Consider the following 19,069-nt stretch of genomic DNA (forward strand, 5'->3'; position numbering starts at 1 on the left):
CCAGGCCCAGCCGAGACCCCTCATGCCGGCGAAGCGGCCCAACGGCGCAGGGGCGCCTGGGTGATCGGCAGCCGCACCCTGGAATGTCTCACCTTGAGAAGTCACTAAGGATGGATAGATCAGCCTAGGGAGCTTTCAGGGATCCGATCCCGAGAGCCTCTCCAATGCATCCCAGTGCAGCGCAACCGATCCCAAACTGTTGCGCACACCCGGCACCTGCCACCATCGGCCTGAGAGAATCCGCGCGAAGACTCAGGACCCCATGACCTCGGCGGTGAGCACGGCCTTCGACTTCACCGCCTACCTGGAGGCGGCCCGCTGGCGGGTGGAGGCCGCCCTGGAGAGTTCCCTCGGTCCCGAGCGGCCCGAGTCGCTGCGGGAGGCGATGCGCTACTCCCTGCTGGCGGGCGGTAAGCGCCTGCGGCCGATCCTCACCCTGGCGGCCTGCGAGCTGGCGGGCGGCGACGCCGATCTGGCCATGCCCACGGCGGTGGCGATGGAGATGATCCACACCATGTCGCTCATCCATGACGATCTGCCCGCCATGGATAACGACGACCTGCGCCGCGGCCGGCCCACCAACCACAAGGTCTACGGAGAAGCCAAGGCCATCCTGGCCGGCGATGCCCTGCTGACCCGCGCCTTCGAGATGGTGGCCCTGCGCAGTCCGGGGGTTCCCCCCGAGCGGCTGCTGCAGGTGGTGGGCGAGCTGTCCCTGGCCTCCGGCGCCCCCGGCCTGGTGGGCGGCCAGGTGGTGGATCTGGAGTGCGAGGCCCGCCAGGTGGATCTCGACACCCTCGAGTACATCCACCTCCACAAGACCGGCGCCCTGCTGCGCGCCTGCGTGATCTCCGGTGCCCTGATCGCCGGAGCCTCCGAGGAGCTGCTGGCGGCCCTGCGCACCTACGCCCGCGGCATCGGCCTGGCCTTCCAGATCATCGACGACATCCTTGATGTCACCGCCAGCAGCGACGTGCTGGGCAAGACGGCGGGCAAGGACCTGGCCGCCGACAAGACCACCTACCCCAAGTTGCTGGGCCTGGAGGAATCCCGCCGGCGCGCCGATGCCCTGGTGGGTGAAGCCAAGGCGGTGCTGGAACCCTGGAGCGCCAAGGCCGCGCCCCTGCTGGCCCTGGCCGACTACATCACCAGTCGCGACCGATGAGCGAGGCCATCGGCGCCTTCGATGCCCTCGGCGGGCTGCTGGACAACGGTGTGCTCGCCTGGGGCCTGGCCGCCTGCGGCGTGGCCCAGCTCTCCAAGCTGCTGATCGAGCTGGTGGTGCACCGCCGCTGGCGACCGGCGGTGCTGGTCGAGACGGGCGGCATGCCATCGAGCCACTCCTCCCTGATGACGGGCACCGCCGCGGGCCTGGGCTGGGAGCTGGGATTCGCCGACCCCCTGTTCGCCCTGGCGGCCGTGCTCTGCTTCATCGTTCTCTACGACGCCAGCGGCGTGCGGCGGGCCGCCGGACTGACGGCCGAGCGGGTGAACGGGCTCCCCGACGGCCTCTGGGACACCCATCCCCAGGACGGCCCGCCGGAGGCGGACCCGGTGCTGCGCCCCCTGAAGGAGAACCTTGGCCACACCCGCGCCGAGGTGCTGGTCGGCAGCCTGATCGGCCCCCTGGTGGCGCTGCCGGGCCTGGCCCTGCTGGGATCGCCCTTGCAGATCGCCCGGGGCGCCGGCTGGCTGCCGCTGGGGTGAGCGATCACACCGGCCTGAGCGACGACCAGCAGCAGGCGGCCGCCGCCTTCGCCGCCTGGCTGGAGGCCCCGGCCGACGGGGTGCCGTTCGTGCTGGAGGGCTACGCGGGCACCGGCAAGACCTTCCTGTCGATGCGGTTCCTGGCCCAGGCGGAGCGGGCCGGCCTCTGCTGGACCGTCGTCGCCCCCACCCACAAGGCGGTGGGGGTGCTGCGCCACCACCTCGCCCTGGCGGGTCTGCACCCCACCTGGTACCCCTCCACGATCCACCGGCTGCTGCGGCTGAAGCTGAAGCGGCAGGGGGACCGGGAGCGCTGCGAGGAGACCCTGCAGACCGCCCTGGCGCTGGAAAACCTCGGGTTGGTGCTGGTCGACGAGGCCTCCATGGTGGATGGCGGCCTGCTGGAGATCACCCTGCGCTGCGCCCAGGCCTACCGCACTCGGCTGGTGTTCGTGGGGGATCCGGCCCAGCTGCCGCCGGTGGGGGAGGAGCGAAGTCCGGTGTTCGCCCTGGGGCGGGCCCGGCGGGTGGCCCTGACCCATGTGGTCCGCCACGGGGGCCCGGTGCTGCGGCTGGCCGGCGGGCTGCGGGAGGGGGCCCTGCCCTGCCGGCGGCCGCCGCTGCTGGATCCGGTGCGCACCAGCGAGGGCCGGGTGTCGCTGCTGGGGCGGGCCGACTGGCTGGAGGCCGCCCAGGCGGGCCTGCGCCGCAGCGCCGAAGCCGACGATCCCGACCTGGCGCGGATCCTCTGCTACACCAACCGGTCCCTGGAGCGGCTGGTGCCGATTGCCCGCCGTGCCCTGCACGGTGCCATGGCCGACCAGCTGCCGGTGCTGCCCGGCGAGGTGCTGATCACCCGAACGGCCGTGATGGCACCGGCCTGCCGGGAGGGGGACGCCGCCGCCGAAGAGCCCGACCTGCTGCTGGGCAGCAACCGGGAGCTGCTGGTGCGGGACGTGCGGCCCGACCGCTGCGACCTGGCCGAATTCGGCGTCGAGGCCTCCCTCGGCGCGGCGGTGATCGACACCCTCAACGCCACCGTGGAGGCGGGCGAATCCCAGCTCAACCTGCGCCTGCTGCCGCCGATCGGCAGCACGGCGCGGGCCTGCCTGGATGGGGTGCTGGAGCGGCTGCGGCTGCAGGCCCGGGAGGCGGGCCAGAAGGACGGCAAGGCCCTCTGGCGCCGCTTCTTCCTGGTGCGCGACGCCTTCGCCTCCCTCGGACCGGCGGCCGTGCTCACCGTCCACCGCAGCCAGGGCAGCACCTTCGGCGAGGTGTTCATCGACGAGGACGTCTTCTGGCCCCGCGACCTCGCCCTGCGCCAGCGGTTGGTCTACGTGGCGGTGAGCCGGGCCAGCCAGGCGGTGACCCTGATGGCGGCCGCCGCGGACGCCGGCGATCGGGAGCACTGGGACCGCTGGCTGCGCGACACCGGCGCCGCCGCCGGCAGCACCGGAAACGGGGATGCACAAAAAGGCCCCGACCCGTTACCCTCTTGACGACGATGCGTGGTGGACGTCCGATTCGTGCTGGAATCCCGTCCCCTGTCCGCACCGTTCGGCATGGCCACTCCCCAGGCCGGAGCCTTCCAGTGGATCGGCACCACCCCGGCGCCGGAGGCCAAGCCGGCCGACGCCGGCGGCCACGCGGGATCGGGCGGCGGTGAGCTGCTGACGGACGTGGGCGCCCTGGGAATCACTGCGGCCCTGGTGGGCGTGGTGGTCCTGGTGCGGCGCTGGCTGATGCTGCGCTCCCGCCAGCCCCTGCCCGGCCTGCCCAAGGAGCGCGTGCTGCCCCTCTCCCGCCACGGCACCCTGCACGACCCCAAGTATCTGGGCCGGATCCTGGAGGCCGAGGAGCCCCCGACGGGCCCCTGAGCACTCACCCCGCCCGCAGGCCTTCGATGCCCTGCCAGCCCAGGTAGGCGGCCAGGCCGAAGCAGATGGCCGCCACGATCAGTTCGGCGTTGTCGAAGAGCCAGAGCTTGCCCGCCTGGAGCACCGGCAGGAGCCGCTCCTGCCCCACCAGCACCAGCCCCGCCAGCGGGAGCAGCAGCAGGGTGCCGGAGAACAGGCTGAAGACCACCGTGGTCAGCACCTCCCGGGGCCGACTGAGCCCGGCCTCGAGCAGGCTGGCGGCGGTGCGGGCGTAGAGGAACAGGTCGTCGGGGCTCGATACCTGCACGGCGGCGCTGAGGCCGAGCAGGAGCGGCAGGGGCAGGGCGCAGAAGCCATCCAGCCGGCGGGTCCAGCCGGGGGGGCCGCCCCCCTGGCGGCTGCTCAGCAGACCGTTGAGGCCGAGGGCGAGCAGTCCGCCCGCCCCCAGCAGGTCGAGGCCGGTTCGCTGGTCGGTGCCGCGCTCCATGGTGAGCAGCAGGCCGTGGCCGACACTCAGCAGCAGGGCGATGGCCGCCGCGGAGGTGAGCAGCCAGCCGAGCACGAACCAGCTGCCCCGGCGGAGCGGGCTGGGGCCCAGCAGGATCAGCAGCAGCAGGCCGATGTGCAGCGGACTGAAGCTGATCGCCAGGCCGAATCCGAACAGTTCGCTCCAGAGGCTGGGGGTCGGCATCGCTGCGGTCCGTGACGCCCCATTGTCCGGTGCCGTGACGCGACTGGCCGGCGGCGGCCGGTGCTCAGGGGCGGATCTCGAACCAGTCGGTGCCCGCCACGGCCACCTGGCCGCTGGTGACGCCACTGACCTGGGCCCCCTGGGGGCCCTTCTCGCACCAGAGCCGCAGTTCCACCAGGCGGTCGGGCAGCCCCTCGGCCTCCACCTCCACCGAACCGTCGGGACGGTTGCGCACCCAGCCGCTGAGGCCCAGGTCGATGGCCTTCTGGCGACAGCCCATCCGGTACCCCACCCCCTGCACCAGACCGCGGACGCTCATGCGCCAGCGCTCCTGGGGCGTGGCCGTCACCCGGAGACTGGGTTGCAGGAAACGGCGTTCCTCGGCAGCGGCACGGCGCTGGCGGCGGATCTGGCCAGTCTCGAGGGAATCGCCGGGCATCCAGCCCAGTGGAGGTGCAGCCAGGTGGCGTGAACGGTCGGCGCGCTCCATCCTTCGATCCTCCCGGGTGATCCCCATCCTTCAAGTTGCCACAGGCTCTGGGCCTCTGCCAACACGTCGCCGCCGGAGGGCTGGGCCAGCAGCTGCCAGCGGTGGAACTCATGGCCGCAGAGGGATTCACCGCGGCGCACCAGCAGCCCGTCTTCCATCGGCAGCGCCTGCCGGTAGCCAAGGCTGAGGGGCCCCCGGCGGGCACGGAAGGGGAGCAGGCCCGCCATCGGGTGGGGCAGGCCGTCCGGGTCCTCCAGCTCCCGGCCCAGCAGCAGCAGACCGCCGCATTCGGCCACGATCGGCAGGCCGGCCCGGGCGGCGGCCCGGAGGGATCCGAGGCTGCGGCGGCTGGCCGCCAGCCGGGCGGCATGGAGTTCGGGGTAGCCGCCGGGGAGGAGCACCGCCCGGCAGTCGGGCGGCAGGGGATCGTCGGCCAGGGGGCTCCAGGACATGGGGCTGAGGCCGCAGGCCTGGAGCAGCTCCTGGGCCTCGGGGTAGCGGAAGTGGAAGGCCGCATCGCCGGCGATCGCCACGGGCAGGGGGGGGGCGGCGCCGCCGGCACCTTGCCCCAGGGCGGATCCCGCCCCAGCCCCAGCGGCGGCCCGCTCCGGCGGGACCTGGTCGAGGCACCAGCGGATCGGATCGCGCCGTTCCGGCGCCGGCGCCGGCGGCGCCAGCAGCGGCCACAGCCGCGCCAGGTCGAGGTGCTCCTCGGCCAGGGCGGCCCAGATCCGCTGGCGTTCGCCCAGATCCCCCAGCTCCCCCGGGGTGAGCAGGCCCAGGTGGCGGGAGGGCAGCTCCAGGCTGGGGTGGCTGGGCAGCACCCCCAGCAGGGGCACCTCGATGGCGGCCAGGGCCTCGGCCAGGAGCAGCCGGTGCCGCTCGCTGCCGACCCGGTTCAGCACCACCCCCGCCAGGCTCACCCGGGGCGGGCCGTGGTCACGGAAACCGCGCACCAGGGCCGCCAGGCTGCCGGCCTGGCGCGACGCCTCCACCACCAGCACCACCGGCAGCCCCAGCAGGGCGGCTACGGCGGCGGAGCTGCCCTCGCTGCCGGATCCGCGGCCGTCGAACAGGCCCATCACCCCCTCCACCAGCACCCGTCCGGCCCGGCCGCCGTGCCAGCGGTAGCTGCGCCGCACCCACTCCTCGCCGCAGAGCAGGGGGTCGAGGTTGCGGCAGGGCCGGCCGGCCACCGCCCCCAGCAGCTGGGGGTCGAGGTAGTCGGGCCCCACCTTGAAGGGCTGGATGGTCTCCCCCCGTGCCCGGGCCACGGCGGCCAGGCTGAGGCTCAGCAGGGTCTTGCCGCTGCCGCTGCAGGGGGCCGCGATCAGGCAGCTCATGCGATCGGCGGCATCGGCCGCTCCGGCGGGAGGTGCCTCAGCCTGGCAGCAGGCTCGCCGCCAGCGGCGCGGCGGCCGCCAGCAGCGGCGAGGTGGAGTCATGGCCGCCCGAGAGCAGGCGGGCCATCTCCATCTCCTCGCTTTCTTCCGGCAAGGGCACCACCCCCTCCGCCAGCTCCATGCTGGCCATGCCACCGGATTCCAGCCGCATGCAGCCGCCGGACTCCGAGCAGAGAATCACGCACAGGGGCGGCCGCTGCTGGGGTTCACAGATCAGCCGCATGCCGACGATGGCGCCGGGGTGGGTCTTGGGTGCGCCCATGGGCACCGGCATGAGGGTGAACTGGACCGCCACCCCGTCGGTGCGCTCGAACTCCGCCGTGATCCCCGGGCCCGGCCCGTCCACCTCCACCGCGTAGCTGGTGATCAGGTGCCAGCCGAGGCGGTCGGCGATCCAGGCGGCCAGCAGCAGCCCCTTCACCGGGTGGTCCCCCTCGACGTCGATGTCGAGCTGCACCACGTGGCCGAGGGCATCGCGGCGGGACGGGGGATCGAACACCATGGCCAGGGATTCGCGCCAGGTGCGCAGCCGCAGCCAGTTGAGGTCGTTGACGGCCTGGCCGGCGCTGATCCGGGCCAGCATCAGGTCGAGGCAGCGGCGCGGCTCCCCGAGGGAGCTGTCGATCACCAGCCGCCGCGGGACCGGCGCCAGGGCCTCGAGCATCTCGGAGGGCTCATCCAGGCTGCTGTTCCACCACACCCAACAGGGCAGGGTGTCGTCCACCAGGGAGCCGATCAGATCGAGGCTCTGCTTCAGGGCGCCCATGCCGCCACGCAGCACCACCACGTCGCCGCAGGCGGCACCGGCGCCCCCCTCCTCCGGCAGCGGGCAGTAGGCCGCCACCAGGGTCTCGAGCGGATGGCCCGGATCGAGGGTGGGGGCCAGGGTGATCAGGCGCCGGGGCATGTGGGCGCTGATGGCGCTCTCGACGAACTGGCCACGCAGGTCTTCGGTGCGATGGTTCCCCTCCTTCTGGCCGATGGCCCAGGCCAGGCGGGGATCCATCGGTGCGGTGCTGTAGGGCAGACCGGTTTCCGGCACGGCCTGGCGGGCCGCCTCCAGCAACTCCGTTCTCAGCAGGCCGGTGATCGGGCCATCGACCCGGCCGATGCGCACCATCTGCTGCTCCAGCCAGGACGGCTCCCACACCACCAGGGTGAAGGTGGCGGCCCCGGTGGAGCCCTCCAGATCGTGGGTCCAGAGGCGGTGCAGGTAGGGGTTGACCTCCTCGGGCGGCAGATCAAGGGGGGCCTGGAGGGTGAGCTGGGGAGCCATGGGCGCGGAAGGGGGCGGGGATCGCGGGGCTGCGGAAGGGGAAGGGGGCGCGGGGCCCTGGGGCCGTGCGTCAGGGACGCCGCCAGATCAGACCGTCCCTGGCCAGGAGGCCATCGGCGGCGGCGGGACCCCAGGTGCGGGCCTCGTAGGGCTGGACCGGCAGCTGCCAGGGGGATTCCTCGATCAGGGCCAGCAGCGGCGTGTACAGCCGCCAGGCCGCTTCCACCTCATCACTGCGGGTGAACAGGGTGGGATCGCCGAGCATGGCGTCGGCGAGCAGCCGCACGTAGCCCTCGTCGGAGGGCTCGCCGAAGGATTCGTCGTAGCTGAAGGCCATGTCGACCGGGCGGCTGCGCATGCCGGAGCCGGGGGCCTTGACCTCGAACTTGAACTCGGCCCCCTCGTCGGGCTGGATGCGCAGGATCAGCTGGTTGGGGGTGGGGGCGCCACCGGCGGCGTCGAACAGGTGCACCGGGGCCTCCCGGAAGGTGAGCACCACCTCGCTGAGGCGCTTCGGCAACCGCTTGCCGGTGCGCAGGTAGAAGGGCACCCCCTGCCAGCGCCAGTTGTTGATGGCCACCTTCATGGCCACATAGGTTTCCGTGGTGCTGTTGGCGTTCACCCCCGGCTCCTGGCGGTAGCCCGGCAGGGGCCGGGCCATGCTGCCGCCGGCGGCGTACTGGCCCCGCACGCAGCACTTCCAGGGCTCCTCCTCGTTGGCCAGGCTGGCCGACTGCAGCACCTTGGCCTTCTCGTTGCGGATGGCCTCCGGATCGAAGCGCCCCGGGGCCTCCATGGCGGTGAGGGCCAGGATCTGGGTGAGGTGGTTCTGCACCATGTCCCGCAGGGCGCCGGACGACTCGTAGTAGCCGGCCCGCTCCTCCACGCCCACGGTTTCGGCCGCGGTGATCTGGACGCTGGAGATGTAGTTGCGGTTCCAGATCGGCTCGAAGATCGTGTTGGCAAAGCGCAGCACCAGGATGTTCTGGACCGTTTCCTTGCCCAGGTAATGGTCGATGCGGAACACCTGGCTTTCCTTGGCACAGGCCTGCACCACCTTGTTGAGGGCCTGGGCGCTGGCGTAATCGCGGCCGAAGGGCTTTTCGATCACCACCCGGCTGCGCTCGGCATCGGCCAGCAGGCCGGCACCGGCCAGGGCGCGGCAGCCGCTGCCGTAGAACTCCGGCGAGACCGAGAGGTAGAAGGTGCGGTTGCCCCGGGTGGCCCGCAGCCGGTCGATGCTCTCCAGCCGCTGGCCGAGGCGCACCAGGTGCTCGGGCTGCTGCAGGTCGACCGGCTCGTAGAAGAGACCCTGGGCGAACTGCTCCCAGGCGGTGCGATGGGAGGCGATCTCATCGGCCAGGGCGGCCCCCATCTTTTCGCGGAACTCCTCATCGCTCCAGGGCCTTCGGGCGCAGCCGAGCACGGCGAACTCGCTGGGAAGGCGTCGCTGGCGGAACAGCTCGAACAGCGCCGGGATCAGCTTGCGGTGGGTGAGATCACCGCTGGCCCCGAAGATGACGATGCACTGGGGCGAGATCACCCGCTCCTGGCGCAGGCCCACCCGCAGCGGGTTGGTGAGGATGGCGGTCATGGGGAGGGCGTCCGGTCACCCCTGGTTTAACGGCGGCGCAGGCCTCCCGCTGCATCGCCGCCACAGGGACCCTGCCGGTGTGTGCATTCTCGGATCGTCCCCCATGAAAAAGGCCCGCCGGTGGCGGGCCCTGGGTCGACGGCCCCTGGGGGGCGGGTTCAGTAGGTCTCCACGTGCCAGCGGTCGGCCTTCTTGAGCTGGGGACGGAGTTCGCTCCAGTCGAGGCCCTTGGCGGCGGCGGCGGCGGTCATGGCCTCGTCGATGCCGGGCTCCATGCCGCGCAGACCGCACATGTAGACGTGGGTCCTGGGATCCTCGATCAGGGAGAAGATCTCATCGGCGTGCTCGGTGACGCGGTCCTGGATGTACATCCGGCCGCCGCTGGGGTTCTGCTGCTCGCGGCTGATGGCCTTGGTGTAGCGGAAGTTCTCCGGGTACTCGGCCAGATAGCGCTGGAAATCGTCCTCATAGAGGAGGTTGGGGGTCTTGGGAACACCCATGATCAGCCAGGCCTTGCCGCGGAACTGGTATTCGGGGTTCTTGGCGCGCTCGCCCGGCTCGAACATGCGGCGCAGGTAAGCGCGCATCGGAGCGATGCCGGTGCCGGTGGCCAGCATGATGATGTTGGCGTCCTCATCGGGGGGAAGGAGCATCTCCTTGCCCACCGGGCCGGTGATCTTCACCTTGGCGCCGGGCTCGATGTCGCAAAGGAAGGTGGAGCAGACCCCGTTGATGGTGGTGCCGTCCTTCTCGTACTGGAGCTGGCGGACGCAGAGGGAGACGGTGCCGCCCTCGCAGTTGTCGCCGTGGCGGGTGCTGGCGATCGAGTACAGACGGAGCTTGTGGGGCTTGCCGTTGGCGTCCTCGCCATCGGGAATGATGCCGATGCTCTGGCCCTCGACGTAGTGGAGGTTGCCTTCCGAGAGGTCGAAGGTGATGTGGTTCACCCGGCCGATGGCCCCTTCGGCCAGGAGGCTGTAGTTGTCGAGGACGGTGCCGATGAACGGATCCTTCGGCTTGTAGAGGTTGACCGGGACGTCGGCGTGGCTCACGGGGGCTTTCTTGGCGGGGGTGGGGGGGGCGGCCGGGGCGTCGGAGACCGCAGCGTCACCGGCGACTGGGGTGGGGGAGCCCTCGGGCACCTCCTCGGCGGTCACGGCCTTGATGCGACCGCCCTGCTGGGCGATGGTCTGCATCAGGCGCTGCAGCTGGGGGAAGGGCACGGTGATCCGGCGCTCGGCCCGCCGCTGCACGCCGACGCCGAAGCCTTCGACCACAACCGTGAACATGCGGCCGTCGGACTGGGTGGCCTTGCCGGTGGAAACACGCATGCGGGCGTCGGAGCCGAAAATCGGGCCGATCATAGAGAACTCGCCCCACACCCCCTCGGTGCGGATTCGTTGACCGGAATCCGGACACACCGGTTAGTTTGTGTTCCGTCGCACCATTCTCGGTGCCGATCGCTGCCACCCTCACGCAAGCCCCGAGCGAGCTCCGATCCGTCTTGGCACAGCTTCTGGCGTCGTTTCCCAGCCCCGTGCACCTCCCGTCAACCGAGGCCATGGTCGCCAGAGAGGCCAGTTGCGCCCTCGACACGATTCAGCAGGAGATGGAGCGTCTCCCCCAGGGCACCCGGCGCCTGGCGGTGCAGCTGCGCCTCGATCTCGCCCCGGAGTGGATCTGGGCGGTGCTCACCGACTACGACCACCTCGACCGTTTCATTCCCAATCTCGCCAGCTCCCGCCAGCTCTGGCGCCGCGGCAACCTGGTGGCCCTGGAGCAGGTGGGCACCCAGCAGTTCTGCGGTCTGCGCTTCAGTGCCCGTGTCCAGCTGGAGCTCAGCGAGGAACCCGAGCAGGGGCGCCTGGCCTTCCGGATGCTGGAGGGCGATTTCCGCTGCTTCCAGGGCGTCTGGCAGGTGGGCGTCGACGCCACCAGCACCTGGCTCCTCTACGACCTCACCGTCCAGGGCAAGCCGGGCATGCCGATCGGCCTGATCGAGCAGCGGCTCAAGGAGGATCTGGCCAGCAACCTGCGGGGTGTGCAGCGGGAAGCCCAGCGCCGCGCCCAGCTGCTCTGAGGCTCTTCACCATACGGCCATGCTGCCAACGGCATGGCGTGCAAGCTGCTGAACAGCAGCTCTGAAAAAGTGGCGCGGGTCAGGACGAAACTGCCCCGAGCCCGGAACCGATGCATACCCCCAAGGGGATTCGAACCCCTGTCGCCTCCGTGAAAGGGAGGTGTCCTAGGCCTCTAGACGATGGGGGCGAGGCCACAGCCGGCTTAGCGCCGATCTGATGTGCTGGACGCTACGGGCCGGAGGGACCCTTCGTCAAGGAAGGTCCTCGGCGGCGGGCCGACCGGGGGCGGAACGGTCCGGTTCCGGGGAGCTCTGGCCGGTCCAGACCGGCACGGTGAAGTTGAAGCAGGCGCCCTCACCCGGCTCGGACACCACCCAGATGCGGCCCCCATGCACCTCCGCGATGCGGCGGCACACCGACAGGCCCACGCCGAAGCCGGAGGTGGTGCCGGAGGTCTGGGGCAGCCGCACCCGGTCCTGGAAGATGCGGTGCTGCTCCTCACGGGGAATCCCCGGCCCGCTGTCGCAGATGCTCACCTGCACCCACTGGCTGGTGCGGTGCATGAGGCTGAGGCTCACCTTGCCGCCGTCGGGGGTGAACTTGAGGGCGTTCTCCAGCAGGTTGAGGAACACCTGGCGCATGCGCCGCTGGTCGGCGTGGACGTCGGGCAGGTCGGCGGGGATGTCGGTGACCAGCTGCAGCCCCCGGCCCACCCAGAGCTTCTCCAGCTCCAGGATGGCCTCGGCGGCCACCTGGCTCAGGTCCAGGCGCTGGGGGTTGAACAGGGCCTCCCAGCGGGTGGTGCCCACCTCCAGCAGGTCCCGGGAGAGGGCCTCGATGTCATCGAGCCGGCGGTTGAGCACGTCGCGGAAGCGGCTCTCGTCGATCTGGCCCAGGGCATGGCTCTGCAGGGCCAGCTTGGCGGCGGTGAGGGGGGTGCGCAGCTCGTGGGCCACCATGCGCAGCAGCCGTTCCTGGACGCCCAGCCGCTCGATCAGGGTTTCGTTCTCCTGACGCAGCACCAGCAGCTGGTCCTCGAGCTGCACCTCCCGCTGGCTGCGGCTGCCATCCATCTCCGCCGGCCGCAGGCTGAGTCCCAGGGTGGTGACCACCTCCATCTGCTGCCAGCGGGGCAGCCAGATGCGCAGCTGCTGGGCCAGGGTGTTGCCGGCGAAGACCTGCTTGGGCAGGGGATCGAGCTTGATCAGGGCCGGGGTGGCCACCAGCCGGTGCAGTTCCAGCAGCTCGGGATGGTCGGCCGGATCGGCCACCTGGAGGGAGACCTTGCAGGTGCAGTCCTCCGATTGCAGGAAGGCCAGTAGGGCCCGCAGGTCGGCGGAGGCCATGTGATGGCGGGCCGCCACCAGCAGCAGCTTGAGCGGTTTCTGGGCCTCACCGGTGACGGGGCCGGCCTCGGCCACCGCCGAGGGCGGCGGCGACGGCGACGACGGCAAGGGCGGGAAATCGGGCTCCCCCAGGACCGGCAAAGGCAGGGATGCGGCAACGCCCCCAACCTTATGGGGTTTTGGGCAGAACCCGGAAACGTCGCTAGCACTTCAGGGATCGCGTCCGTGCGCCTGGGTGGGCCCGCCATGACCACACCGACCCAGCCCGGTCTCTCCAGGGTTCCTGCCGTGCAGAGCCGCATCCGCCTCGACACCAGCCTGCGGCGCTGGTTCGCCCGCAACCTGGGGCTCTGGCGCTCGCGCCGCACCTATTTCTTCACCGAGGACGACGCGGTGCTGCGGGTGGACATGAACCTGCGCATCGAGGTCCACCGCGAACTGGTGGACGGGGATGAGGGCTACCGGTTCACCTGGTGGGCGGAGGGCCACCAGCCGTTCTTCGACACCAAGCCCGACTACCGGCCCGAGGGCACGATGGAGGCCTGGCTGTGCGGTCACCAGCTGCGCCGCAGCTGCGGCTACCTGGCGGGGGCCCCCACGGTCAGCCAGATCCGCCAGATCGATGAGCACACCATGGCGTTCCAGTCCCACTACGACGACTGGGAAGTTCTCGAACAGATCCGCCTGGTGGACCAGGACCGCTACCGCTCCCGCTCGATCCACACCTGGCGCCACGGCAGCCTCGAGCTGGTGGAGCACCACCACGAGATCCGGCTGGAGGCGGCGGGAGAGCCGATCGGTTAATCGCTGTCAGGGCCGGGGCCCCGGCGACTGGGCCGCCTCGCGGAGCGGTCTCAGCGGCGGGTGTGGCGGCTGCTGCGATGCAGCACGATGGTGGTTCACGGATCCCCTACCCCTTGTCTCTCCTGCTCCGCCGCTCCCGGCCGCTGCTGGTGCCCCTGGTCGCCATGCCGCTGCTGCTGGCACCTCTGGCCGCCCAGGCGGCACCGGCCACCCCCGCCGAGATGGGGCTCTACACCCGCATCGGCGCCGTGAACGTCTGCATCTCCCGCGCCGCCGGCGTCGACTTCGAGAAATCGGTGGGCATCGCCGGCGAAACCATCGCCCAGCTGATCCTCGGCCAGCACAAGGGCGAGATCCAGCAGGTGGGCACCAAGGCCCTCACCATCGAGGAGCTGCGCCGCGGCGCCATCAACTCGGCCGTGCTCGGTGCCGCCGAGATCTGCCCCAAGGAGGTGCCGGCCGACGTCATGAAGAAGGTTCAGGACGCCATCAAGCAGCAGGGCGCGGCCCGGCCTGGGGCCCCGGCTCCTGCCACTCCGGCGGCCCCCAGGTAAGCCTGGGATGACCCTCGTCCGCCTCGCCGACTACCGTCCGGCGCCCTACCTGCTGGAGCGCACCGACCTGACGGTGCGCCTGTTCGCCGACCATGCCCTGGTGGAGGCGCGGCTGGCGTTCCTGCCCAGGCCAGGCGCGCCGGAGGGGCCGGAGGTGGCGGCTGAGCCGCTGGAGCTGCGGGGGGTGGATCTGGAGCTGCGGGCCTTGGCGCTCGATGGCGTGCCCCTGCCCCCCGAGGCCTATCGGCTGGAGGACGACCGGCTGCTGGTGCTGCAGCCGCCCCAACGGCCGTTCGTGCTCACCAGCACGGTGTGGCTCGATCCGCGGGCTAACACCAGCCTCGAGGGGCTGTATGTGAGCGGGGGGATGGTCACCACCCAGTGCGAGGCGGAGGGCTTCCGCCGCATCACTTACCACCCGGATCGCCCCGACCTGCTGAGCCGCTTCCGGGTGCGGATCGAGGCCGACCGGGAGAGCTGCCCGGTGCTGCTCTCCAACGGCAACGGCATCGAGGCCGGCGACCTGCCGCCCGGGACAGGCGGAGAAGCCCGTCACTACGCCGTCTGGGACGACCCCTTCCCCAAGCCCTCCTATCTGTTCGCCCTGGTGGCGGGCCGGCTGGAGGAGGTGCGCGACACGTTCCTCACCGCTGACGGCCGCACCGTGCAGCTGCGCCTGCACGTGGAGCCGGGCGATGCCCCCTTCACCGCCCACGCCATGGCGTCCCTGAAGCGGGCGATGGAGTGGGACGAGCGCGTCTATGGCCTGGCCTACGACCTCGACGAATACAACATCGTTGCGGTGCGCCACTTCAACATGGGCGCGATGGAGAACAAGAGCCTCAACATCTTCAACTCCAAGCTGGTGCTGGCTGATGCCGCCACGGCCACCGATGGCGAGCTGGAGCGGATCGAAAGTGTGATCGCCCATGAGTACTTCCACAACTGGACGGGCAACCGCATCACCTGCCGCGACTGGTTCCAGCTCTCGCTGAAGGAGGGCCTCACCGTCTTCCGGGATCAGAGCTTCTCGGCCGATCTGCATGGCCATGCGCTCAACCGGATCGAGAACGTGGCGATGCTGCGCAACACCCAGTTCCGGGAGGATGCGGGGCCGACGGCCCATCCGGTGCAGCCGGACCAGTACCAGGCGATCGATAATTTCTATACCACCACGATCTACGAAAAGGGATCGGAGGTGATCCGGGTGCTGCACACCCTGCTGGGGGAGGAGACCTTCCAGCGAGGTATGGCGCTGTACGTGGAGCGCCACGACGGCACCGCCGCCACCTGCGAGGACTTCGTGCAGGCGATGCAGGATGCCGCCGGTGAACTCGACGATAGCTGCCGCCTGCCGCCCTTCGATTTCGGGCAGTTCCGCCGCTGGTACCACCAGGCGGGCACGCCGGTGCTGCGGATCCGGCGCCGCTGGAACAAGGCGGCCGGGACACTGGAGCTGTTCGTGCGCCAGTCCACCCCCGCCACCCCGGGCCAGCCCCACAAGCAGCCCCTGGTGATCCCCCTGGCCGTGGGCCTGGTGGGCCAGGCGGGCCAGCCCCTGCCGATGCGGCTGGTGGCCGAGGACCCGGACCATGGCGCGGCGCCCCTGCTGGGTCGCCGCTGGGGGGCGGGCACGCGGCTGCTGCTGATCGATCAGGAGGAGCAGGTGTTCCGCTTCGAGGGGCTGCCGGCCCAGGCGCCGCCGCCGGCCCTCTCCCTGCTGCGCCAGTTCTCGGCACCGGTGAAGGTGGTGCTGGGGCGCCCCTCCAGCGAGCTGGTGCATCTTCTGGCCGCCGACAGCGACCCCTTCGCCCGCTGGGACGCGGGCCAGGTGCTGCTGCGCCGCGCCCTGCTGCGCCGCGCCGCCGGCCGGGTGGATGGGGGGCTGGAGGATGCCCTGATCGACGCCTTCGGGCGGATCCTGGCCGACCCCTCCCTCTCGGAGGCCAGCCGCAGCGTGCTGCTCGCCCTGCCGGGGCTGGCCGAACTGGAGGATGGGGCGCCGGAGCCCGATCCACCGGCCCTGTTCGCCGCCCTGCAGGCCCTGCGCCGCCGCTTCGGCGAGGCCCTGGCCGACCCCCTGGAGCGGGCCTTGGAGCGGGTCAGCGCCCAGTGGTCGCTGGCCTGGCCCGAGGGGGTGGGCGACCGGATGCTGACGGGCTCGATCTGGAGCTGGCGGGTGGCCGCGGGTGATGCGGCGGCGATCGCGGCGGCCCGCGCGGCGGTGGATGGCCCCTCGATGACCCTGGCCCGGGCGGGCCTGCGGGCGCTTCAGGACCATCCGATTCCTTCCCGCCAGGAGGCGGTGGACGCCTTCTACGCCCGCTGGGAGGAAAAGCCGGTCATCCTCGATTCCTGGTTCGCCCTGGAGGCGTCCGCCCCGTTCGCCGATGGGCTGGAGCGGGTGCAGCGACTGCTCGACCATCCCCGCTTCGATCCGGCGGCGCCCAACGCGGTGCGGGCGGTGCTGGGGGGGCTGGCGGGCAATCCGCCGGTGTTCCATGCCGCCGACGGCAGCGGCTACCGCTTCATGGCCGGCCAGATCGTCGCCCTCGACCAGCGCAACCCGATCACGGCCTCGCGCATGGCCAAGGTGTTCAGCCGCTGGCAGAGCTACGGCCCCGGCCGGCGGCAGCGGATGCGGCAGGCCCTGGAGGGGCTGGCGGCCGCCGAGCTCTCCACCAACACCCGTGAGGTGGTGGGCCAATGCCTTGGAGCGGCCGGCGGGGACGGCTAGCGGCCGCCGAACACCTCGCGGTTGAGGCGCCGGAAGGCGGCCTGGCGGAAGGCGGCCCCCTCCGGACCGGCGTGCTGGCCCCAGAGCCCCTCCCAGTAGAAGAAGATCACCCCGTGGCCCCGGGCGGCGGAGAGACGCACCTTCTGCTCCAGGGTGGCCATGTCGGGGGTGCGGCCGCCGAAGCCGGAGAGGATGCCGATCTCCACGGGCATGCCCCAGCGGCGGGCCTTGACCAGCGCCGGCTGATCGAGGTCGCGGGCGAACCCCTTCACTGAGTAGGCGTAGTTCTGGACGATCAGGTCGTCGACCAGTTCGCCCAGGGCCCAGAGCTCCCAGTCCTGCAGCCAGTGGTTGTAGGCGAAGCGGAAGGGGCCGGGCGAGAGGCTGATCACCGTGCGCCGCGGACCGCCCACCTCCTGCAGGGTGGCCCGCAGTTCCCGCAGCAGGGCGGTGAGCTGCTGGCGGCGCCACTTCATCCAGTAACGGTCGTTGAAGTTGGTGGGCGGCTCCCGGCCGGTGTCCGCCAGGTAGAGGGCGCGGGTGTAGGGGTCGTAGCCCAGCTCCACCGGCCAGGCGAAGTGGTCGTCGAGCTGGATGCCGTCCACGCCGCAGCGCTGGACGATCTCCTTGATCAGTCCAATGAAGCGGGCCCGCACCCCGGGGTGGGCCGGATTCAGCCACACCCGCAGGTCCCTGAGCGGGGAGGTCTTGAGGTTGGCGCCATGCATGGCGTAGAGGGCACTGCCGTCGGAGCGGCGCAGCACCCATTCCGGGTTCCGCTCAACGACCTCCGCATCGGCCGGCTCCATCAGGCCGTACTCGAACCAGGGGATCACCTGCATGCCGCGGCGATGGGCGGCCTTGGTGAAGCGGCAGATGGGGTCGAGGCCGGGATTGGAGCGGGCCAGGGCCGGCTCCAGCGGCGCCCAGCGGCTGCGGTGGAAGGTGGCACCCCGGCTCCAGACGTTGGGGTAGAGGGTGTTGAAGCCGGCGGCATCGAGCTGCGCCACGGCGGTCTCGATGCGGGTCGCGTCGTAGTAGAGGGGGCTGGGGCTGTTGGTGAGCCACACCCCGACGCGGCGCTCGAAGCTCTTCGGCAGGCGGCCCTGGGGGACGGCAAGAGCGGGCGCTCCCACGGTGAGGGCCAGCACGGTTGTGACCAGCACGGTGAGGGGCACCGGCAGGTGGCGCTTGAGGTGGGCGAAGCGCTTCAGGGGCACCCGACGGACGGGTGGTTCGGGAGCGACCATGGCGGGGCCGCTCAGCGGAACATCGAGCTGACCGAGCTCTCCTGGTGGATGCGCCAGATGGCTTCACCGAGCATGTTGGCCACCGACAGCACCCGCAGCTGGGGGAAGTGGAGATACGGGCCCAGGGGGATGCTGTTGGTGACCACCACCTCCTCGAACAGGCCCGGCTCGGAAAGGCGCTCGATGGCCGGGGGGGAGAACACGGCGTGGGTGGCGCAGGCCAGCACCCGGGCGGCGCCGCGGGCCCGCAGCAGCCGGGCCCCCTGGCAGATGGTGCCGCCGGTGTCGATCATGTCGTCGATCAGGATCGCCGTCTTGCCGGCCACATCGCCGATCACGGTGAGGCTCTCGGCCACGTTGTGGCCGGAGCGGCGCTTGTCGATGATGGCCAGGGGCGCATCCTTCATCTGCTTGGCGAAGGCCCGGGCCCGGGCCACGCCGCCCACGTCGGGGGAGACCACCACCACCTCACCGAGATCGCGGGTCGCGAGGTAGTCGACCAGCACGGGAGAGCCGTAGATGTGGTCACAGGGGATGTCGAAGTAGCCCTGGATCTGGGAGGAGTGCAGGTCCATGGCCAGCACCCGCTCGACGCCGGATTTGACCAGCAGGTTGGCCACCAGCTTGGCGGTGATCGATTCGCGGCCGGCGGTCTTGCGGTCGGCGCGGGCATAGCCGTAGTAGGGGATGACGGCGGTGATCTGGCGCGCCGAAGCCCGACGGCAGGCGTCCACCATGATCATCAGCTCCATCAGGTGATCGTTCACCGGAGCACAGGTGGGCTGGATAAGGAAGACGTCGCAGCCGCGGATCGACTCCTGGATCTGGATGTAGACCTCGCCATCGGCAAAGCGCTTGATCACCCGCGGGCCGTCGGGAACGCCGAGATAGGCGCCGATCTCCCGGGCCAGGTCGGGGTTGGCGTTGCCGCAGAACAGCCGCAGCCGCCGGGGGTCATGGCTGGTGAGGGGCGGCTGCCCGCTCTGCTCCACCTGTTCAGCGGTCGAGAAAGTGGCCAAGGGCGCAGGCGGCGTGGCTTCGCAGCACGATGGTAGAAGCGAGCCGGCCCAGACAGTGCAAACAACCATGTCGGTTTCAGGGTTCGGCGCCGAGCCGAAGGGTGGCCTGCTGCTGGTGGGCCTGGGGCGGCAGCGGGAGCTGGAGGGCCTGGCGGCGGTGGCGGCGCGGCTGGCCGCCGCCGAAGGCGTGGCCCTGCGGCAGCTGGCCGGCGCCGGCGATCCCGATGCCGGCCTGGCGGG

At 71.2% G+C, this 19,069-nt stretch carries 17 protein-coding genes and 1 tRNA gene; 8 read left to right on the forward strand and 10 right to left on the reverse strand.

The window, feature by feature from the left end; all coding sequences use genetic code 11:
• Positions 1-262 precede the first annotated feature (262 nt).
• From crtE to KBY81_RS02345, 4 genes are read left to right on the forward strand one after another with little or no spacing between them, the layout of a single operon-like run.
• A complete protein-coding gene (gene crtE / locus KBY81_RS02330; RefSeq protein WP_181279988.1) occupies positions 263-1,165 on the forward strand; it encodes a geranylgeranyl diphosphate synthase CrtE in 903 nt (300 codons plus the stop codon).
• The gene (locus tag KBY81_RS02335; protein WP_254971007.1) at positions 1,162-1,707 is read left to right on the forward strand and encodes a divergent PAP2 family protein; all 546 of its coding nucleotides are present in this window, start codon (positions 1,162-1,164) and stop codon (positions 1,705-1,707) included. Before crtE ends, KBY81_RS02335 begins: the two co-directional genes overlap by 4 nt.
• The gene (locus KBY81_RS02340; RefSeq protein WP_254975475.1) at positions 1,704-3,206 is read left to right on the forward strand and encodes an AAA family ATPase; all 1,503 of its coding nucleotides are present in this window, start codon (positions 1,704-1,706) and stop codon (positions 3,204-3,206) included. The genes KBY81_RS02335 and KBY81_RS02340 overlap by 4 nt, the downstream gene beginning before the upstream one ends.
• 12 nt (positions 3,207-3,218) lie before the next feature.
• Positions 3,219-3,584, forward strand: coding sequence for a hypothetical protein (locus KBY81_RS02345; protein WP_254975476.1), 366 nt, complete (start codon positions 3,219-3,221; stop codon positions 3,582-3,584).
• 4 nt (positions 3,585-3,588) lie between these two features.
• Here KBY81_RS02345 and KBY81_RS02350 read toward each other — a convergent pair whose 3' ends face one another.
• The 6 genes from KBY81_RS02350 to petH form a co-directional block, all read right to left on the reverse strand.
• Positions 3,589-4,275 carry a GAP family protein gene (locus KBY81_RS02350; RefSeq protein WP_106219795.1) on the reverse strand — a complete coding sequence of 229 codons (687 nt, stop codon included), beginning with the start codon at positions 4,273-4,275 and terminating at the stop codon, positions 3,589-3,591.
• A gap of 64 nt (positions 4,276-4,339) precedes the next feature.
• Positions 4,340-4,624, reverse strand: a complete 285-nt coding sequence (locus KBY81_RS02355; protein WP_106219794.1) for an acylphosphatase — start codon at positions 4,622-4,624, stop codon at positions 4,340-4,342.
• Positions 4,621-6,108, reverse strand: coding sequence for a cobyrinate a,c-diamide synthase (locus tag KBY81_RS02360; protein ID WP_254975485.1), 1,488 nt, complete (start codon positions 6,106-6,108; stop codon positions 4,621-4,623). Before KBY81_RS02360 ends, KBY81_RS02355 begins: the two co-directional genes overlap by 4 nt.
• Before the next feature lie 37 nt (positions 6,109-6,145).
• The gene (locus tag KBY81_RS02365) at positions 6,146-7,444 is read right to left on the reverse strand and encodes a glucose-6-phosphate dehydrogenase assembly protein OpcA (RefSeq protein WP_106219792.1); all 1,299 of its coding nucleotides are present in this window, start codon (positions 7,442-7,444) and stop codon (positions 6,146-6,148) included.
• A gap of 70 nt (positions 7,445-7,514) precedes the next feature.
• Positions 7,515-9,038, reverse strand: coding sequence for a glucose-6-phosphate dehydrogenase (zwf, locus tag KBY81_RS02370; protein WP_106219791.1), 1,524 nt, complete (start codon positions 9,036-9,038; stop codon positions 7,515-7,517).
• A 158-nt stretch (positions 9,039-9,196) separates the two neighbouring features.
• On the reverse strand, positions 9,197-10,369 hold the full coding sequence (gene petH / locus KBY81_RS02375; protein ID WP_254975477.1) for a ferredoxin--NADP reductase: 1,173 nt from the start codon (positions 10,367-10,369) through the stop codon (positions 9,197-9,199).
• A 230-nt stretch (positions 10,370-10,599) separates the two neighbouring features.
• Between petH and KBY81_RS02380 the strand changes: the two genes are divergently transcribed.
• Positions 10,600-11,118: an SRPBCC family protein gene (locus KBY81_RS02380; protein WP_106219790.1), complete on the forward strand. Its 519-nt coding sequence runs from the start codon at positions 10,600-10,602 to the stop codon at positions 11,116-11,118.
• Between the two features lie 115 nt (positions 11,119-11,233).
• Here the strand turns inward: KBY81_RS02380 and KBY81_RS02385 are convergent.
• Positions 11,234-11,306: transfer RNA gene (locus KBY81_RS02385), tRNA-Glu, on the reverse strand.
• A 64-nt stretch (positions 11,307-11,370) separates the two neighbouring features.
• A complete protein-coding gene (locus KBY81_RS02390; RefSeq protein WP_106219789.1) occupies positions 11,371-12,540 on the reverse strand; it encodes a histidine kinase in 1,170 nt (389 codons plus the stop codon).
• A 171-nt stretch (positions 12,541-12,711) separates the two neighbouring features.
• Here KBY81_RS02390 and KBY81_RS02395 point away from each other — a divergent pair, with 171 nt between their 5' ends.
• The 3 genes from KBY81_RS02395 (at position 12,712) to pepN (ending at position 16,560) form a co-directional block, all read left to right on the forward strand.
• Positions 12,712-13,269 carry a hypothetical protein gene (locus KBY81_RS02395; RefSeq protein ID WP_254970992.1) on the forward strand — a complete coding sequence of 186 codons (558 nt, stop codon included), beginning with the start codon at positions 12,712-12,714 and terminating at the stop codon, positions 13,267-13,269.
• Positions 13,270-13,382: 113 nt separating this feature from the next.
• A complete protein-coding gene (locus KBY81_RS02400) occupies positions 13,383-13,823 on the forward strand; it encodes a cAMP phosphodiesterase (protein ID WP_254975478.1) in 441 nt (146 codons plus the stop codon).
• 7 nt (positions 13,824-13,830) lie between these two features.
• Entirely contained in the window at positions 13,831-16,560 is a 2,730-nt protein-coding gene (gene pepN / locus KBY81_RS02405; RefSeq protein WP_254975479.1) for an aminopeptidase N, read from the forward strand.
• On the opposite strand, the gene KBY81_RS02410 is transcribed toward pepN, so the two are convergent.
• The gene (locus KBY81_RS02410) at positions 16,557-17,810 is read right to left on the reverse strand and encodes a glycoside hydrolase family 10 protein (RefSeq protein ID WP_254970985.1); all 1,254 of its coding nucleotides are present in this window, start codon (positions 17,808-17,810) and stop codon (positions 16,557-16,559) included. The two genes, pepN and KBY81_RS02410, sit on opposite strands and share 4 nt — an antisense overlap.
• 11 nt (positions 17,811-17,821) lie before the next feature.
• On the reverse strand, positions 17,822-18,829 hold the full coding sequence (locus KBY81_RS02415; RefSeq protein WP_254975480.1) for a ribose-phosphate pyrophosphokinase: 1,008 nt from the start codon (positions 18,827-18,829) through the stop codon (positions 17,822-17,824).
• Positions 18,830-19,069: the final 240 nt, after the last annotated feature.

The organism is Cyanobium sp. Lug-B (genome assembly GCF_024345635.1).
GTDB lineage: Bacteria > Cyanobacteriota > Cyanobacteriia > PCC-6307 > Cyanobiaceae > Cyanobium > Cyanobium minutissimum.

What these genes read in the sequence shown, in the direction of transcription:
- KBY81_RS02350 (WP_106219795.1), bottom strand. Translation starts at nt 4,275, where the DNA reads ATGCCGACCCCCAGCCTCTGGAGCGAACTGTTCGGATTCGGCCTGGCG.
- KBY81_RS02365 (WP_106219792.1), bottom strand. Translation starts at nt 7,444, where the DNA reads ATGGCTCCCCAGCTCACCCTCCAGGCCCCCCTTGATCTGCCGCCCGAG.
- petH (WP_254975477.1), bottom strand. Translation starts at nt 10,369, where the DNA reads ATGCGTGTTTCCACCGGCAAGGCCACCCAGTCCGACGGCCGCATGTTC.
- KBY81_RS02410 (WP_254970985.1), bottom strand. Translation starts at nt 17,810, where the DNA reads ATGGTCGCTCCCGAACCACCCGTCCGTCGGGTGCCCCTGAAGCGCTTC.
- KBY81_RS02360 (WP_254975485.1), bottom strand. Translation starts at nt 6,108, where the DNA reads ATGAGCTGCCTGATCGCGGCCCCCTGCAGCGGCAGCGGCAAGACCCTG.
- zwf (WP_106219791.1), bottom strand. Translation starts at nt 9,038, where the DNA reads ATGACCGCCATCCTCACCAACCCGCTGCGGGTGGGCCTGCGCCAGGAG.
- KBY81_RS02335 (WP_254971007.1), top strand. Translation starts at nt 1,162, where the DNA reads ATGAGCGAGGCCATCGGCGCCTTCGATGCCCTCGGCGGGCTGCTGGAC.
- crtE (WP_181279988.1), top strand. Translation starts at nt 263, where the DNA reads ATGACCTCGGCGGTGAGCACGGCCTTCGACTTCACCGCCTACCTGGAG.
- pepN (WP_254975479.1), top strand. Translation starts at nt 13,831, where the DNA reads ATGACCCTCGTCCGCCTCGCCGACTACCGTCCGGCGCCCTACCTGCTG.
- KBY81_RS02380 (WP_106219790.1), top strand. Translation starts at nt 10,600, where the DNA reads ATGGTCGCCAGAGAGGCCAGTTGCGCCCTCGACACGATTCAGCAGGAG.
- KBY81_RS02395 (WP_254970992.1), top strand. Translation starts at nt 12,712, where the DNA reads ATGACCACACCGACCCAGCCCGGTCTCTCCAGGGTTCCTGCCGTGCAG.